Genomic DNA, 15,520 nt, shown 5'->3' on the forward strand with positions numbered 1-15,520 from the left:
CAAGGATGCAAGCAGATGAGACTTCTCGAAAAACCTTCCCAACTGCCTGTGGCGATTGGCGACGCGCTGACGCGCGCGTTCCCACAACTACGGGTCGGTAATCACCATGACTTCTCCGACACGGGCGACAAAAACGGCATTTTGATCAGCGTGGAGCGCAATGGCCCGGGCGTTCGCTCCCTTGCCGGGCGCAAGGCGCATGTCTTGTCGGTTTCACTCAGGGCCATGGTTGCCAGTGGGTCGGAACCGTTTGATGCCTGCGACCTGGCCAGCCAACTGATGGACTTGGCCCTGGATAACCGCTGGGGCCTGCCGCCCGAACAATGCGACCTGCCCACCGCGATTGTCGCGGCACCTTCCGTGCTCAACGGTGCGGAAACGGATTACGACACTTGGTTTGTATCCTTTACCCAGAACTTCTACCTCGGACGGTCTCTGCTCAAAAATCCCGCAGGCATGCCGCCGTCTACGGACCTGTATGTAGGTGGGTGTGAGAGGGCGGCGAATGTAACGCCGCTTCCTACTCAATCACACGGAAAAGGTGGTTCAGTAAAAGGAATTTGCAGATGTTGAAAGAATTCAGATGCGGTAACTGCAACCGACTTCTCGCCCGTACGGGTGGGTTTACAGAGCTCCAGATCAAGTGTCCCCGATGCGGCACGTTGAATCATGTGAAGGCCATGAGCCTCGAGCAATCGCCATTGAGCGACATGAATGCGGAATCTTCCGCGAACAATCAGTCGACTCAATAGGTGAAAACATGGAACCAGTACAAATCGGCAGCCGTTTCAAATCGATCGCAACAAGCTACGCAGAGGCAGTTTTCACTCCGGCGCAGAACGTCAATGGCGCGGTAGTTCGAACAGCTACGATGATCAGCCCCGTCGGGAATGGATTTATTAGTACCGGCACGACCATTCCGGAAGGGCGCTGGGTGACCAACGTGCCCGTTATCTTGTCCGCCGTTGGCGGTTCTTCCACTCTCCCGTTCTCTGTGACCATCCCTGCCGGTCAGGGCCTGTGGGTAGCAATGACTCAGAATGGCGGCGGTACTGCTTATGTGACCTACGACCTGCTGCCGTAAGTAGTAGTTTCTCGGGCCCACCAACCAGAAGGTCATGAACCTCTCCCATCGCCTTTGAGCGACATGAAAGCGGAATTCTCCGCGACAATTCATTCGACTTAATAGGTGAACAGAAATGCCTGTACGCGAACTTGGTAAAAATTCAAAAACCAGATCATCAACGGGATGACTAATCCCATCACGGTGCTGATCTCTCCAGCAGATAATGTGAATGGCGTCATCCTTCGATCTTTCTACGGTGCCGGCACCATGGCTTTTGGGCCAAAGGTTCCTACCGTCAAAGATCGGGACGATAGTGTTCTGCAGGAAGTTGCCCCAAACGTCCTCGCCTACAACGATTTGGCCGTACCGGCTGGGCTTGGTGTCTATATCTACAACATTCAGAACTACGTTCTGCCAACCAAACTGTCGTGGGACACCCTGAACGCAGACGGTACCGTTGCATAGGCCGCGCTGAAGGACATAGCCCTGATCTCGTACTGGGCTTTTAGGCAATACCGCGCGGCATAGGCCGCGCAACTATCCAAGGCCTCGCCATCGTGCGGGGCCTTTCCGTTTTCGGCTCCTCCACACACATCGCTCCGAGCTGGGAGTGCTGCTGGGGCTGACCTATTTCAAACATGCCCCACGGAGTCGAGCGCATGGAGTATCTACAGCGCCTGCTCGACAAGATCGACAGGTTCGAATTATTGATCGCGGGCCTCGTTGGGGCGGTGATCGCCAGTTGGTGGCACAAGGACGACCTGGCGGATTGGCGTGCCTGGGTGATCTTCTTAATCACAGGGGGCGCGAGTTCGTTGTACCTGACTGGATGGTCAGTGCCTATCGCAGTTCCAACACGGACGTTGGTTTGTCTAGGGGGGCTTTCAAGGTGACTGTGGTGTTGATAACGCAGCCTCAATTGATTCAAATCATGCCAGGCGCTCGCCGTACGGCGGGCCTTTTTTCAACCGCGCTGAATGCGACTTTTGTTCGGTACGAAATCAACAGCGTACTGCGCGCTGCTGCTTTTCTCGCGCAGATCGGCCACGAGTCCGGCGAACTGCGCTACGTGCGCGAACTCGGCAGCGATACTTATTTGAGCAAGTACGACACCGGCACCCTGGCCGCACGCCTGGGCAACACCCCTGAAGCGGACGGCGACGGCCAGAAGTACAGGGGCCGGGGGCTGATCCAGATCACCGGTCGCCGCAACTACCTGGCCTGCAGCCAAGCGCTGTTCGGCGATGATCGCTTGCTGCGACAACCCGAATTACTGGAGCAACCGCAATGGGCTTGTGAATCCGCCGCCTGGTTCTGGCAAAGCAATGGCTTGAATGAACTCGCTGACAAAGACCAGTTCACCACCATCACCCGGCGCATCAACGGCGGGCTCAATGGCCTGGAGGATCGTTTGCAGCTGTGGGCCCGGGCGAAGGCGGTGTTATGCGTTTCTTAGTTGCGATTGGCGTATGCGTGCTGGTGGTCGTTGTCTGGCAGGTGCAGGCTTGGCGGTACGGGGCACAGATTGAACGCTTGTCGGCCGCACAGACCCAGAAAGCCCTGCATCTACAGCAGGCCGAACAAGACAGACGGCTGGCCCTTGAGCAACAGCTCAGTGCCATCGACCAACAACATGCGCGGGAGTTGAGCGATGCCCAACGTACTCAAGCCGCTTTGCGTGACCGCATTGCCACTGCTGATGTGCGGCTGTCAGTCCTTCTCGACGCTTCCAGTGGCTGCCCAATGCCGGCCGCCACCGCCGCCGGCAGCGTGGTTCATGCAGCCCCGCGAGCCCGACTTGACCCAGCGCATGCTCAGCGAATTATCCGCATCACCGACGACGGCGACAGCGCCCTGATTGCCTTGCGTGCCTGCCAGGCGTATGTGCGAGCCGTCGCCCGTTAGTGTCTTGAGACAGTCCGTCACTTGCGCGCGCGATTGGCTCCTGTAGGGTAGGTGAACCCCCCGCCCACGACTGGAGACGACCGTGAAGGAAATCACTCAACTGGCTGCCGAACTGGGTCGCCGCCTGCAGGTGCTCAACGCTCACGTCACCACCGCTGAGTCGTGCACCGGCGGCGGTATCGCGGAGGCCATCACGCGAATTCCGGGCAGCTCGGCCTGGTTCGAGGCGGGCTATGTCACCTATTCCAATCGGCAGAAGACCCGGCAATTGAATGTGCCGGAGACATTGTTTGCAAAAGTCGGGGCGGTCAGCCAGGAAGTGGTGGAGGCAATGGTTCGTGGCGCCCAGGAAAAAAGCCTGGCGCGGTTTGCTGTCGCCGTCAGTGGTGTGGCAGGTCCGGACGGTGGTTCGCCAGACAAACCGGTCGGCACCGTATGGCTGGCGTTTGGCGTGGGCGAAGAGATCACGGCCGAGCTTGAGCACTTCACCGGCAACCGCGATGAGGTCCGCCGACAAACGGTAAAGGCCGCGCTAGAGGGCTTGTTGCGACGAGTTGCAGCAGAAATAGAAAATCAGGGGTAGGCGATCTCTGATCTTTGTGGAACAATACTGTCTACTTATACAGGTGTTGGCCGACCAGGCCTTATTGATTACGTGAGGACTTTAATGGACGACAACAAGAAGAAAGCCTTGGCTGCGGCCCTGGGTCAGATCGAACGTCAATTCGGCAAGGGTGCCGTAATGCGTATGGGCGATCATGACCGTCAGGCGATCCCGGCTATTTCCACTGGCTCTCTGGGTCTGGACATCGCGCTCGGCATTGGCGGCCTGCCAAAAGGCCGTATCGTTGAAATCTACGGTCCTGAATCCTCTGGTAAAACCACCCTGACCCTGTCGGTGATTGCCCAGGCACAGAAAATGGGCGCCACCTGCGCCTTCGTCGATGCCGAGCACGCCCTGGATCCTGAATACGCCGGCAAGCTGGGCGTCAACGTCGACGACCTGCTGGTCTCCCAGCCGGACACCGGTGAGCAGGCCCTGGAAATCACCGACATGCTGGTGCGATCCAACGCCATCGACGTGATCGTGGTCGACTCCGTGGCCGCCCTGGTGCCCAAGGCTGAAATCGAAGGCGAGATGGGTGACATGCACGTGGGCCTGCAAGCCCGTCTGATGTCCCAGGCGCTGCGTAAAATCACCGGTAACATCAAGAATGCCAACTGCCTGGTGATCTTCATCAACCAGATCCGTATGAAGATCGGTGTGATGTTTGGCAGCCCGGAAACCACCACCGGTGGTAACGCGCTGAAGTTCTACGCTTCGGTCCGTCTGGACATCCGTCGTACCGGCGCGGTGAAAGAAGGTGACGAGGTTGTGGGTAGCGAAACCCGCGTCAAAGTCGTGAAGAACAAAGTGGCTCCGCCTTTCCGTCAGGCCGAGTTCCAGATTCTCTATGGCAAGGGTATCTACCTGAACGGCGAGATGATCGACTTGGGCGTACTGCACGGTTTCGTCGAGAAATCCGGTGCCTGGTATGCCTACAACGGCAGCAAGATCGGCCAAGGCAAGGCCAACTCGGCCAAGTTCCTGGCGGATAACCCGGACATCGCCGCCACGCTTGAGAAGCAGATTCGCGACAAGCTGCTGACCGCAGCACCAGACGTGAAAGCTGCCGCCAACCGCGAGCCGATTGAAGAAGTGGAAGAAGCTGACACTGATATCTGAAGCAAACGATGACCGTTGTACTGGATACACTCGTCGCCGTTCGGCGCACCGCAATGGACCTGCTCGCTCGCCGCGAGCATGGTCGAGTCGAGCTGACGCGTAAACTGCGTCAGCGCGGCGCGGAGCCCGAGATGATCGAAACCGCCCTCGACCGCTTGACGGAAGAGGGGCTGCTTTCCGAATCCCGTTACCTTGAAAGTTTTGTCTCCTATCGAGCCCGGTCAGGCTACGGCCCGGCGCGTATTCGCGAAGAGCTGAGCCAGCGTGGCCTGCAGCGAGCTGATATCGACCTTGCCCTACGTGAGTGCGGCATCAGTTGGCAGGCGCAGTTGGAAGACACCTGGCGACGCAAGTTCGCGGGCCATCTTCCGATTGATGCCAGGGAGCGTGCGAAGCAAGGTCGCTTCCTGAGTTATCGCGGGTTTTCGATGGAAATGATAAGCCGCTTGTTGAGTGGTCGGGATATGGACGACTGAATACCTTGCTATGCTGGCCGCATTGATGAGCAGACTTCTATGGCGAGCTGGCTTGTTGTGGTGAGCGGGCTTGCTGTGGCGAGCGAGCTTGTTGTGGCGAGCGGGCTTGCCCCGCGTTGGGCTGCGCAGCAGCCCCAAATGCCTCGCCTCCACTCCACCTGAAACACCACCAAAAAGACCCACTATGAAAATAGTGGGTCTTTTTTTTTTGCCCTCAAAAAATCAAGCCGGCTCCGGCGTAACCCGCTGCTGCGCCTTCCCCTGAGCCTGCGCCCAGTTCTCCGGCAGGTTGATGTAATCCACCAACTCCCGCAGCCGGCCCTGATCGCGGCCATTGAAGTTGAACACCAGCCGCGTCAAATGGCTGAACCGTGGCTCATCATGTTCCTCGCCGGTGTACGCGAGCTGTTGAAACTCTCCGCTCAACCGCAGGCTGGCAAATTCAGTCTGCAAATGGGCCAATGCCCCATCGCTGAGAGGGTGATGCATACGCACCACAAACTCACGCTTCAACCAGCGGGTGGAGTGGAAGTTGGCATAAAATTGGTTGATCTCTTCCACGGCCTCTTCGGCGCTGTACACCAGGCGTATCAGCTTGAGATCGGTAGGCAGGATGTAGCGGTTGGCTTCCAACTGACTGCGGATAAAGTCCAGGGCGCCTTGCCAGAACCCGCCGCCGGGCGCGTCCAGCAACACCACCGGCACCAATGGGCTCTTGCCGGTCTGGATCAGGGTCAGTACTTCCAGCGCTTCATCCAGGGTGCCGAAACCGCCTGGGCACAGTACCAGCGCATTGGCCTCCTTGACGAAGAACAGCTTGCGGGTAAAGAAGAAGTGGAAGGACAGCAGGTTCTCGGTGCCATCAATGGTCGGGTTGGCATGCTGTTCAAACGGCAGGGTGATGTTGAACCCCAGGCTGTGTTCCAGGCCCGCGCCTTCGTGGGCCGCCGCCATGATGCCGCCACCACCGCCGGTGATCACCATCAAGTCAGAGCGTGCCAGTGCAGCGCCGACTTCGCGGGCCAGGGCGTACAGCGGGCTTTCCACCGGAGTACGGGCCGAGCCGAATACCGTCACTTTGCGGCGGCCCTTGAACTGTTCGAGCACGCGAAAGGCATTGTCCAGTTCACGGATGGCTTGCAGGGTGATCTTGGCGTTCCAGCGATTGCGGTCGTCCTGGGCCATGCGCAGCACGGTGAGGATCATGTCGCGATACAGGGGAATATTCGGGCTGTTGGGAGCGATCAGCTGGAGTTGAGCGTCGACCTGCTGCGTGAGGTCAGCACCGTTTTCTTCAAAGTGCCGAAGCAGGCGCTCATTCGGTTCGTAAGGCATTCAACTTCTCCTTATTGCAGGGCCCGGGTGGCCGACGAGCCGTTCGCCGGAGGCGACGACACTGCATGTGTCGTTGCTTGCCGCAGGGGGCAACCTTCTTTTGCCCTGAAAATATTACAGAACAGCATGAAAAGTGCTGTGAATGAATGGTCGGGATGACTTGATCATGGGCCGCAAAACCCTTGGCTGGCAACCGCTTATTGGTCACTCATCAGGGAGTTTAGCCGTTGGCAGGACGTTGAAGCGGGGGAGTACGCGCCACCGGACGGCAGCGCGCGAAGGCCATGCTGTTACTTTTTCTTCTTTGCCGCCGCCGGTGCCGGGCAATCCGCTTCGATGAATTTCACCGAGGCCACAGGACGGTTGGTCTTGTTCTCGGTGATTTCGTAACGCATCACTGCGCCCTTGGCCATCAGCTCGCGGTAGCCCTTGTTCAGGCACACGCTCTGGCCCAGCTGGAAATACACCGCCTTGGGGTTGGCGCGCATTTGTTCGGCGCGGTCAGGCAGGACGCTCAGGTGATCGATCAGTTGCATGCCTTCCACGGTGTAGGCCACTTCCAGGGTTTTTTCGTCGATTTCCCGGGGCAGGTCCTTGTTGCTTTCGGCCGCGACGCTTTGCAGCTTCCGGTTCATTTGGGCCTCCAGCAGCGAGGCCGCCTGGGCGCACACGGGCAATACCATCGCGAGGGCGACGGATGGGGCGACAAGACGCAGCATGGAACGCAGCATGAAACTCTCCTGATTCGGTTACTGGTGCATAGACCAGCCACTGCGCTGTGCGTTCAGTGGCGCGCAATTATAGGTGAGCCGTTGCCACTACAGCCAGGCGTATCGCTGGTAAACTGCGGCCACTTCCGCCTTCCACGAGTTTTCACCGTGTCGATTTACCCGTCCCTACGGCACAGCCGATGAGCCACGCCGTTTCCCGCCTGCGCACCCAGCGCCTGGCCCGTGCCGTGCGGCCGTTTCTCAATCGTGGCTCGCGTGCCGAACGCTGCCCTGGCTGCCGAGTCATCCCCGAATACTGCCTATGCGCCTGGCGGCCCAAGGTCGAAGCGCGCTCCGCCATGTGCCTGCTGATGCATGACGTTGAGCCGATGAAACCCAGCAACACCGGTTGGTTGATTGCCGATGTCATCAAGGACACCACGGCATTCGCCTGGTCGCGCACTGAGGTCGACCCTGAACTGCTCACCTTGCTGGCCGATCCGCATTGGCAGCCCTATATCGTGTTCCCCGGCGAATTCGTCGTGCCCGAGCGCGTTGTGAGTGAAGTGAAGGTGGAGGAGGGCAAGCGCCCGCTGTTCATCCTGTTGGACGGCACCTGGAGTGAAGCGCGCAAGATGTTCCGCAAAAGCCCCTACCTGGAGCATTTGCCGGTACTCAGCCTTGCGCCGGAACAGCTGTCGCGCTACAAATTGCGCCGCTCCAAGCGCGACGACCATTTCTGTACCGCTGAAGTCGCTGCCCTGTGCCTTGAGTTGGCCGATGATCTGGCAGCCAGTGAAGTCCTGGACGCCTATCTGGATGTCTTCAGTACCCATTACCTGGCCGCCAAGTTCCAGATGCCGCTGGATCCTGCGGACACTGTGCATACGCGCCTTGCGCCCTATATTCCGACCGCATAACCAGACGACGTTTGCATGATGGCACCACGCACCCGCAACCCGCTAAAATGCCCACGGGCGTAGTGCTTGACCCTCCAGGCTACGCTGGGCATGCTGGGCGCCGATCAGGGCACCCCTGAAAACAGGATCATTTAATCAATGGCCACATACGAAATCCTGATAGCCGATGACCACCCGCTGTTTCGCAGTGCGTTGCACCAGGCCGTGACCCTGGGCCTCGGCCCGGACGTGCGCCTGGTTGAAGTGGCCAGCATTGCCGAGTTGGAAGCCCGCCTCACCGAAAAGTCCGACTGGGACCTGGTGCTGCTCGACCTGAACATGCCGGGCGCCTACGGTTTCTCCGGGCTGGTGCTGTTGCGCGGCCAATACCCGCAGATCCCCGTAGTGATGGTCTCGGCCCAGGAAGAAGCCGACGTGGTCGTGCGCTCCAAGGAGTTCGGCGCGAGCGGTTTCATTCCCAAGTCCAGTGCGATGGAAGATATCCAGAAAGCCGTGCGCACAGTGTTGGATGGCGACGTGTCCTGGCCACCGCAGGCTTTTGAACAAATCAACGTGTCCGACGAAGCCAAGGCTGCCCGTGATGGCCTTGCCAGCCTGACGCCCCAGCAGTTCCGGGTGCTCACCATGGTCTGCGAAGGCCTGTTGAACAAGCAGATTGCCTATGAGCTGAGTGTCTCGGAAGCGACGATCAAGGCGCATGTGACGGCGATTTTCCGCAAGTTGGGCGTACGTACACGCACCCAGGCGGCGCTGCTCTTGCAACAACTTGAGTCAATTTCGCAGCACTAGCTTGTTACCGATTCACGCTTTTTTGACTTTGCGTGATCTAGTTTCCCCACTTCTTTGGTTCAGTTGCCTACATCTATGTCGCCTTTCAAGGGTCAAACCGGTATCAAACGTATCTTCAATGCTGGGGGATATTCCCTGGATGGCCTGCGCGCAGCGTTCACCGGCGAGGCGGCGTTCCGTCAGTTGGTGTTGCTCAACGTGATCCTGATCCCGGTGAGCTTCTTCCTGAATGTCAGCCGGGTCGAGCGAGCGTTGTTGATCGCCGTGTGCCTGCTGGCGTTGATCGTCGAGTTGCTCAATTCAGCGGTAGAGGCGGCGATCGACCGCATCTCCCTGGACCGCCACCCACTGTCGAAAAACGCCAAGGACATGGGCAGCGCTGCGCAATTCGTGGCCCTGACCATGATCACCCTGGTGTGGGCCGTCATCCTGATCTGAGCCTCAGGCAATGCTCGGCAGCACGATCTCGTCGCTGCGCTGAACCCCGGCGGTGAAGGCACGGCACAACTCCAAGAACTCGCGCATGGCCGAGGTCTGGTACTTCTGTTTATGCCAGATGAAGTAGAACTGCCGGGCCAAGTCCAGGTCCGGGGTTTCCACCGGCACCAGGCTGCCGCGGCGAAACGCGTCGCGCAGCGCCAGCCGCGAAATACAGCCAATCCCCAGTCCCGATTCCACCGCACGCTTGATCGCCTCGGTGTGTTCCAGCTCCAGGCGGATATTCAGCGCGCTGCGGTGATGGCGCATGGCTTGGTCGAAGGTCAAGCGTGTGCCCGAGCCTTGCTCCCGCAGGATCCACGCCTCGTGGGTCAACTCATCCATGCTCGCCATACCACGCTTGGCCAGGTGATGCTGCGGCGCGCAAAACACCACCAGTTCATCTTCCACCCAGGTTTGCACCTCGATATCCGGGTGGCTGCAGTCGCCTTCGATTAGACCCAGGTCAATTTCGTAATGCGCAACCTGGTGCACGATATGTGCAGTGTTCTGCACATGCAGTTTCACCTGGCTCTCGGGGTGCTGCTGCATGAAGCTGCCGATCAGCAGGGTGGCCAAGTAGTTGCCGATGGTCAGGGTGGCGCCGACCGCCAGGGAGCCGAAGCCGGACTTGCCGTTGAGCAGATCTTCGATCTCCTTGGCCTGGTCCAGCAGCGCTACCGCCTGGGGCAACAGCTGATGACCGAGCGCGTTGAGGCTCAGGCGTTTGCCTGCACGGTCGAACAATTGGCAGCTGGATTGACGCTCCAGCTCGGTAATGGAAGTGCTGGCGGCGGATTGAGATAAGGCCAGAAGGCCAGCAGCGCGGGAGACGCTTTCCTGCTGGGCGACGGCGACGAAGACTTGCAGTTGACGGAGAGTAAATCGCATATCGATATAACCGATAACCCTTATCTTAATAATCCAGTTAACAGATATTGTCGCCGCCATTAGAATGCTGTGCAATTGCGCAACTACATTTGGCGCAGACCCATTTCCAGGAGTCCCCCGTACATGAGCAACATGAACCACGAGCGTGTCCTCAGTGTTCATCACTGGAACGACACTCTGTTCAGCTTCAAGTGCACCCGCGATCCGGGCCTGCGCTTCGAGAACGGTCAGTTCGTGATGATCGGCCTGCAACAGCCCAACGGCCGCCCGCTCATGCGCGCCTACTCCATTGCCAGCCCGAACTGGGAAGAGCACCTGGAGTTCTTCAGCATCAAGGTGCCTGATGGCCCGCTGACTTCCCAATTGCAGCACCTGAAGGAAGGCGACGAGATCATCATCAGCAAAAAACCGACAGGCACCCTGGTGCTTGACGATTTGAAGCCGGGCAAACACCTGTACCTGCTCAGCACCGGTACCGGCCTTGCTCCCTTCATGAGCGTGATCCAGGACCCGGAAACCTACGAGCGTTTCGAAAAGGTGATCCTGTGCCACGGCGTGCGTTACGTCAACGAAGTCGCCTACCGCGAATTCATCACCGAGCACCTGCCGCAGAACGAATTCTTCGGCGAGGCCTTGCGTGACAAGCTGATCTATTACCCGACCGTGACCCGCGAGCCGTTCGAGAACGAAGGCCGCCTGACCGACCTGATGCGCAGCGGCAAGCTGTTCAGCGACATTGGCCTGCCCCCGATCAACCCCGAGGACGACCGCGCCATGCTGTGCGGCAGCCCAAGCATGTTGGATGAAACCAGCGAAGTGCTGAACAGCTTCGGCCTGAAGGTTTCGCCACGCATGCGTGAGCCGGGTGATTACCTGATCGAGCGCGCGTTCGTCGAGAAGTAAGATAGCCGGGCCATATGCTGACTGGGCCACACAGAAGATCCAAATGTGGGAGGGGGCTTGCCCCCGATGAGTGCGTGTCAGTTGATACATCTGTAGCTGACACACTGTTATCGGGGGCAAGCCCCCTCCCACATTGGGTTTTCGGTTTATCCAGCCGGTAGCACTTCCAACACACAAATCACCCCCGCCTCGGGATAGTGCCAACGCACATCCACATCCCAGAACTGCGCGCCGTATTCGCGCTCCGGTCCCGGCACCTGATACGCCGGTCGTGGATCCTGCGCCAGGCACTGATCAATCAGTTCCACCAGGGGCTCGCCAAGGCGCTGAGCATGCCCTTGTGCTTGTTGCAGCGCAGTCTTCAGCCACTGCACGGGGATCAGCTGCGGCGCTGCGCTGGCGATGCTGTTGGTGGCCGTGTCGACAATGTCGGCATACGGCACATACGGCTTGATATCCAGGATCGGTGTGCCATCCAGCAAATCGATCCCGGAAATCCACAGGCGTCCCGGTTCCACCTTGTCCAGCTTCACCACTGATTGGCCAATGCCATTCGGGCGGTGCGTGGCTCGGGTGGCAAACACGCCCATGGACGTGTTACCGCCCAGGCGCGGAGGGCGCACTTTCAGGCGTGGCTTGTCTTCCAGGGCCTGGTGGAACAGAAACAGCAGCCACACATGACTGACCTGCTCCAGGCCCTGCACCGCCTCGCCGCTGTCGAACGGCGCCACTAGCTCCAATATGCCACGGGCGGCTGGCGCCAACTGCGGTTGGCGCGGAATGGCGAACTTCTCCTTGAAACAGGAGCGCACGAACCCGACGGGCGAGACCTGGTAACTCATGGCTTACGCACGAACCCGCAGGGTCAGGCCCTTGAGGAAGTTACGCAGCAACTGGTCGCCGCATGGACGGTAGTTGGTGTGGCCGAACTTGCGGAACAGCGCGCTCAGTTCCGGCTTGGACACCGGGAACTCGGCGGCCTTGAGGATGGCATGCATGTCGTCTTCCTTCAGTTCGAAGGCCACACGCAGTTTCTTGAGGATGATGTTGTTCGTCACTGGCGTTTCGATCGGCTGCGGCGGACGGCTTTCGTCCTTGCCGCGCTTGAAGATCACCAGCCCATCGAGGAAATGCGCCATGACGTCGTCCGGGCAGAACACGAAGCCTTCTTCCTCGTCCTTCTTGAGGTAGGTGAGCAGGTCGTCCTTGGTCACGTCCATGCCGCCGAGCTTGATGATCTCGACCATCTTGTTGTCGCTGATGTCGAGCATGTAGCGCACGCTGCGCAGTACGTCGTTGTGAATCATGGTGGGCAATCCTGGTATTCAACTGAGGACACCGCCAGTCAGGCGGTGTCGGAAAAAGTGCGGCGGCTTAGAACTTCTCTTTGCCGGACAGGTAACGCCATTGGCCGACTGGCACCTTGCCGATGGACACGCCACCGATGCGGATACGGCGAATGGCGATGACTTTCAGGCCAACCGCTTCGCAGAACAGTGCGATCACTCCCGGTTGCGGGTTTTTCATCGCAAAGCGCAGGCGGTTTTCGTTCTGCCAGCTGGCTTTGACGGCCGGCAGTTCCTTGCCTTTATAGGTCAGGCCGTGGTTCAGGCGGTTGAGGCCGTGGGCAACCATGTCGCCTTCAACCTCCACCACGTATTCCTGCTCGATCTTGGCGGCATCGGCGGTCAACTTGCGCAGGATCTTCCAGTCCTGGGTGAACACCAGCAGGCCGCTGGCCTTGGCCTGCAGGTCGGCGCTGGCGGTCAGGCGCAGGAAGTGGCCCTTGAGCGGGCGCTTGCCGAAGCGGTGTTCTTCCGAGAGCGTTTCGGCGCTGATCGACGCCATGGCCGTTTCGGCATCCACGCCGGCCGGGGCGTGCAGCAGGATGGTCACCGGCTCGGGCGCGGTGGCCTTGGCCTCGGGGTCGAGTTCGACCTTCTGGGTGGTGACCTTGAACTGCGGTTCGTCGATCACTTCACCGTCCACCGAGACCCAGCCGCCTTCGATGAACAGCTCAGCCTCCCGACGGGAGCAACCGACCAGCTCGATGAGGCGTTTGGAGAGGCGTATGGGGTCAGTCATGACAAGGGCCGTAACAAAAGGGGGTGGCTATTGTACCTGCCTGGCGCCGGTTAATCCCGGCTCCATTTCAGGGCGCGCGGTCTTATTTGGCTCAACCCGGTCTGAATGTGGGAGGGGGCTTGCCCCCGATGGCGGTGTATCAGCAAAGAATCCAGTGGCTGGTGATCGGCTATCGCGGGCAAGCCCTCTCCCACAGTTGTTCAGTGTCGTTTCAGGCGTTGCCAGACGCATATGCAGTAACGGATAAGGCTGGCCCAGGCCGTCATGCTCCGTGCGTCCGATCACCTCGAAGCCTTGTTTGAAGTAGAACCCCAGCGCCTGGGGGTTCTGCTCGTTGACATCCAGTTCATCGGCATTCAGGTGTTCGATGGCATAGCGCAGTAACTGCCGCCCGAGGCCCTGGCCCCGGTGCTGCGGGTCGATGAAGAGCATCTCCACCTTGCCGCTCGCGACCCCGGCAAACCCGGTGATGCGCTGACGGGCGTCCTTGGTGCAGATCAGCATCACGGCATCCAGATAGCGGGTCAGCACCAGGTTTTTCAGCAACTCGATGTAACTGTCCGGCAGGAAGTCATGGGTGGCGCGTACCGAGGCCTCCCAGATCCGCGCCAGCTCGGTGTAGTCGCTGGTTTTAGGTGTGTGGATAACCGAATGCTGACGCATGCCCGCTGCCCCTTGCCGATGATCGGCGTTGATGGGCAAAACGATAGACCTAAAAAAGCCCCGCATCTTGTCCAGAAGCAGGGCTTTTTCAAATTTTTACACCGATCAGTCGCGCTTTTCAGCCCACAGGTCGTATTCATCGGCATCGGTCACGGTGCACCAGACCTTGTCGCCCGGCTTCAGGCCGCTGGCATCGTCGATAAACACGTTACCGTCGATCTCCGGCGCGTCGAAGAAGCAGCGGCCAACGGCGCCTTGCTCGTCGACTTCGTCGATCAGCACTTCGATTTCCTTGCCGATGCGCAGTTGCAGGCGCGCCGAGCTGATGGCCTGCTGGTGCGCCATGAAACGCTCCCAACGGTCCTGCTTGACGTCGTCCGGCACCACGGCCAGGTCCAGCAGGTTGGCCGGGGCACCTTCCACCGGCGAATACTGGAAGCAGCCGACGCGGTCCAGTTGGGCTTCGGTCAGCCAGTCCAGCAGGTACTGGAAGTCTTCTTCGGTTTCGCCGGGGAAACCGACGATGAAGGTCGAACGGATGATCAATTCCGGGCAGATCTCGCGCCAGTTCTTGATGCGCGCCAGGGTCTTGTCTTCGAAGGCCGGGCGTTTCATGGCTTTGAGCACTTTCGGGCTGGCGTGCTGGAACGGGATGTCCAGGTACGGCAGGATCTTGCCGGCGGCCATCAGCGGGATCAGCTCGTCCACGTGCGGGTACGGGTAGACGTAGTGCAGGCGCACCCACACACCCAGGCTGCTCAAGGCTTCGCACAGTTCGGTCATGCGGGTTTTCACCGGCGCGCCGTTCCAGAAACCGGTGCGGTATTTCACGTCGACGCCGTAGGCGCTGGTGTCCTGGGAGATCACCAGCAGCTCTTTGACGCCGGATTTGACCAGGCGCTGGGCCTCGTCGAGTACGTCACCGACCGGACGGCTGACCAGCTTGCCGCGCATCGACGGGATGATGCAGAAGCTGCAGCTGTGGTTGCAGCCTTCGGAAATCTTCAGGTAAGCGTAGTGACGCGGCGTCAGCTTGATGCCTTGCGGCGGTACCAGGTCGATCAGCGGGTTGTGGTCCTGGCGCGGTGGCACCACCTCGTGCACGGCGTTGACTACCTGCTCGTACTGCTGCGGGCCGGTCACGGCCAGCACGCTCGGGTGCACGTTGCGGATATTGCCTTCTTCCACGCCCATGCAGCCGGTCACGATGACCTTGCCGTTTTCCTTGATGGCCTCGCCAATCACTTCCAGCGACTCTGCCTTGGCCGAGTCGATGAAGCCGCAGGTGTTGACCACCACCACGTCAGCGTCCTGGTAGGTGGACACAACGTCGTAGCCTTCCATACGCAGTTGCGTGAGGATGCGCTCGGAGTCGACCAGAGCCTTCGGGCAACCCAGGGAAACAAAGCCAACCTTGGGGTTGGCTTTTGCGATGGTGGTGGACATGTCTAACCTCGGTATTGAATGACGCCGCCCATCGGGCACGACAGGGCTGCGGACGGGCGCTTGGCGCGCCTCTGATCAAAAAGTGCGCAATTCTAGCGACGGGCAGCGCACTTGACCAGCTTTATGCA

Annotated in this window: 20 protein-coding genes and 2 pseudogenes; 14 read left to right on the plus strand and 8 right to left on the minus strand. The window is 59.5% G+C overall.

Annotated features, from left to right (window positions below; all coding sequences use genetic code 11):
• Window positions 1–15 precede the first annotated feature (15 nt).
• The 10 genes and pseudogenes from AC3WP7_RS02575 (at window position 16) to recX (ending at window position 5,173) form a co-directional block, all read left to right on the plus strand.
• Window positions 16–573 (plus strand): hypothetical protein, encoded by a 558-nt coding sequence (locus AC3WP7_RS02575; protein ID WP_102591700.1) that lies wholly within the window; start codon window positions 16–18, stop codon window positions 571–573.
• Window positions 567–752 carry a Com family DNA-binding transcriptional regulator gene (locus AC3WP7_RS02580; RefSeq protein WP_058423765.1) on the plus strand — a complete coding sequence of 62 codons (186 nt, stop codon included), beginning with the start codon at window positions 567–569 and terminating at the stop codon, window positions 750–752. The genes AC3WP7_RS02575 and AC3WP7_RS02580 overlap by 7 nt, the downstream gene beginning before the upstream one ends.
• A gap of 8 nt (window positions 753–760) precedes the next feature.
• A complete protein-coding gene (locus tag AC3WP7_RS02585; protein ID WP_058423764.1) occupies window positions 761–1,084 on the plus strand; it encodes a hypothetical protein in 324 nt (107 codons plus the stop codon).
• A gap of 165 nt (window positions 1,085–1,249) precedes the next feature.
• On the plus strand, window positions 1,250–1,531 hold the full coding sequence (locus AC3WP7_RS02590) for a hypothetical protein (RefSeq protein WP_102591699.1): 282 nt from the start codon (window positions 1,250–1,252) through the stop codon (window positions 1,529–1,531).
• 194 nt (window positions 1,532–1,725) lie between these two features.
• Window positions 1,726–1,896 (plus strand): annotated as a pseudogene (locus AC3WP7_RS02595) (MFS transporter); the annotation flags it as partial.
• Between the two features lie 68 nt (window positions 1,897–1,964).
• Entirely contained in the window at window positions 1,965–2,522 is a 558-nt protein-coding gene (locus AC3WP7_RS02600) for a glycoside hydrolase family 19 protein (protein WP_102591722.1), read from the plus strand.
• Entirely contained in the window at window positions 2,510–2,971 is a 462-nt protein-coding gene (locus tag AC3WP7_RS02605; protein WP_016977938.1) for a lysis system i-spanin subunit Rz, read from the plus strand. Before AC3WP7_RS02600 ends, AC3WP7_RS02605 begins: the two co-directional genes overlap by 13 nt.
• A gap of 82 nt (window positions 2,972–3,053) precedes the next feature.
• The gene (locus tag AC3WP7_RS02610; protein ID WP_093512265.1) at window positions 3,054–3,554 is read left to right on the plus strand and encodes a CinA family protein; all 501 of its coding nucleotides are present in this window, start codon (window positions 3,054–3,056) and stop codon (window positions 3,552–3,554) included.
• Between the two features lie 84 nt (window positions 3,555–3,638).
• Entirely contained in the window at window positions 3,639–4,697 is a 1,059-nt protein-coding gene (gene recA, locus AC3WP7_RS02615; RefSeq protein WP_102591698.1) for a recombinase RecA, read from the plus strand.
• A gap of 8 nt (window positions 4,698–4,705) precedes the next feature.
• Complete coding sequence (gene recX, locus AC3WP7_RS02620; protein ID WP_093119393.1) at window positions 4,706–5,173, plus strand: recombination regulator RecX; 468 nt, start codon at window positions 4,706–4,708, stop codon at window positions 5,171–5,173.
• 222 nt (window positions 5,174–5,395) lie between these two features.
• On the opposite strand, the gene AC3WP7_RS02625 is transcribed toward recX, so the two are convergent.
• Window positions 5,396–6,508 carry an LOG family protein gene (locus AC3WP7_RS02625; protein WP_102591697.1) on the minus strand — a complete coding sequence of 371 codons (1,113 nt, stop codon included), beginning with the start codon at window positions 6,506–6,508 and terminating at the stop codon, window positions 5,396–5,398.
• A 290-nt stretch (window positions 6,509–6,798) separates the two neighbouring features.
• Complete coding sequence (locus AC3WP7_RS02630) at window positions 6,799–7,239, minus strand: PA3611 family quorum-sensing-regulated virulence factor (protein ID WP_102591696.1); 441 nt, start codon at window positions 7,237–7,239, stop codon at window positions 6,799–6,801.
• A gap of 179 nt (window positions 7,240–7,418) precedes the next feature.
• Here AC3WP7_RS02630 and AC3WP7_RS02635 point away from each other — a divergent pair, with 179 nt between their 5' ends.
• The 3 genes from AC3WP7_RS02635 to AC3WP7_RS02645 all read left to right on the plus strand — a co-directional run bounded on the left by AC3WP7_RS02635 (window position 7,419) and on the right by AC3WP7_RS02645 (window position 9,365).
• The gene (locus tag AC3WP7_RS02635) at window positions 7,419–8,138 is read left to right on the plus strand and encodes a tRNA-uridine aminocarboxypropyltransferase (RefSeq protein ID WP_102591695.1); all 720 of its coding nucleotides are present in this window, start codon (window positions 7,419–7,421) and stop codon (window positions 8,136–8,138) included.
• Window positions 8,139–8,276: 138 nt separating this feature from the next.
• On the plus strand, window positions 8,277–8,927 hold the full coding sequence (erdR, locus tag AC3WP7_RS02640) for a response regulator transcription factor ErdR (protein ID WP_071488746.1): 651 nt from the start codon (window positions 8,277–8,279) through the stop codon (window positions 8,925–8,927).
• 75 nt (window positions 8,928–9,002) lie between these two features.
• Window positions 9,003–9,365, plus strand: a complete 363-nt coding sequence (locus tag AC3WP7_RS02645; protein WP_058423756.1) for a diacylglycerol kinase — start codon at window positions 9,003–9,005, stop codon at window positions 9,363–9,365.
• A gap of 3 nt (window positions 9,366–9,368) precedes the next feature.
• On the opposite strand, the gene AC3WP7_RS02650 is transcribed toward AC3WP7_RS02645, so the two are convergent.
• The gene (locus AC3WP7_RS02650; protein ID WP_093512263.1) at window positions 9,369–10,295 is read right to left on the minus strand and encodes a LysR family transcriptional regulator; all 927 of its coding nucleotides are present in this window, start codon (window positions 10,293–10,295) and stop codon (window positions 9,369–9,371) included.
• Window positions 10,296–10,418: 123 nt separating this feature from the next.
• On the opposite strand from AC3WP7_RS02650, the gene fpr reads away from it, so the two are divergent.
• Window positions 10,419–11,198, plus strand: a complete 780-nt coding sequence (gene fpr / locus AC3WP7_RS02655; RefSeq protein WP_003189055.1) for a ferredoxin-NADP reductase — start codon at window positions 10,419–10,421, stop codon at window positions 11,196–11,198.
• 146 nt (window positions 11,199–11,344) lie between these two features.
• Here fpr and tsaA read toward each other — a convergent pair whose 3' ends face one another.
• The 5 genes and pseudogenes from tsaA to rimO form a co-directional block, all read right to left on the minus strand.
• Window positions 11,345–12,040, minus strand: a complete 696-nt coding sequence (gene tsaA, locus AC3WP7_RS02660; RefSeq protein WP_102591694.1) for a tRNA (N6-threonylcarbamoyladenosine(37)-N6)-methyltransferase TrmO — start codon at window positions 12,038–12,040, stop codon at window positions 11,345–11,347.
• A 3-nt stretch (window positions 12,041–12,043) separates the two neighbouring features.
• Window positions 12,044–12,505 carry a YehS family protein gene (locus AC3WP7_RS02665; RefSeq protein WP_016977930.1) on the minus strand — a complete coding sequence of 154 codons (462 nt, stop codon included), beginning with the start codon at window positions 12,503–12,505 and terminating at the stop codon, window positions 12,044–12,046.
• Window positions 12,506–12,572: 67 nt separating this feature from the next.
• Window positions 12,573–13,283: an rRNA pseudouridine synthase gene (locus tag AC3WP7_RS02670; protein WP_078047152.1), complete on the minus strand. Its 711-nt coding sequence runs from the start codon at window positions 13,281–13,283 to the stop codon at window positions 12,573–12,575.
• A gap of 222 nt (window positions 13,284–13,505) precedes the next feature.
• Window positions 13,506–13,946: pseudogene (locus tag AC3WP7_RS02675) on the minus strand (GNAT family N-acetyltransferase); the annotation flags it as partial.
• A gap of 105 nt (window positions 13,947–14,051) precedes the next feature.
• On the minus strand, window positions 14,052–15,392 hold the full coding sequence (rimO, locus tag AC3WP7_RS02680; RefSeq protein WP_003231334.1) for a 30S ribosomal protein S12 methylthiotransferase RimO: 1,341 nt from the start codon (window positions 15,390–15,392) through the stop codon (window positions 14,052–14,054).
• Window positions 15,393–15,520: the final 128 nt, after the last annotated feature.

The organism is Pseudomonas sp. FW305-3-2-15-C-LB1 (assembly GCF_058787615.1).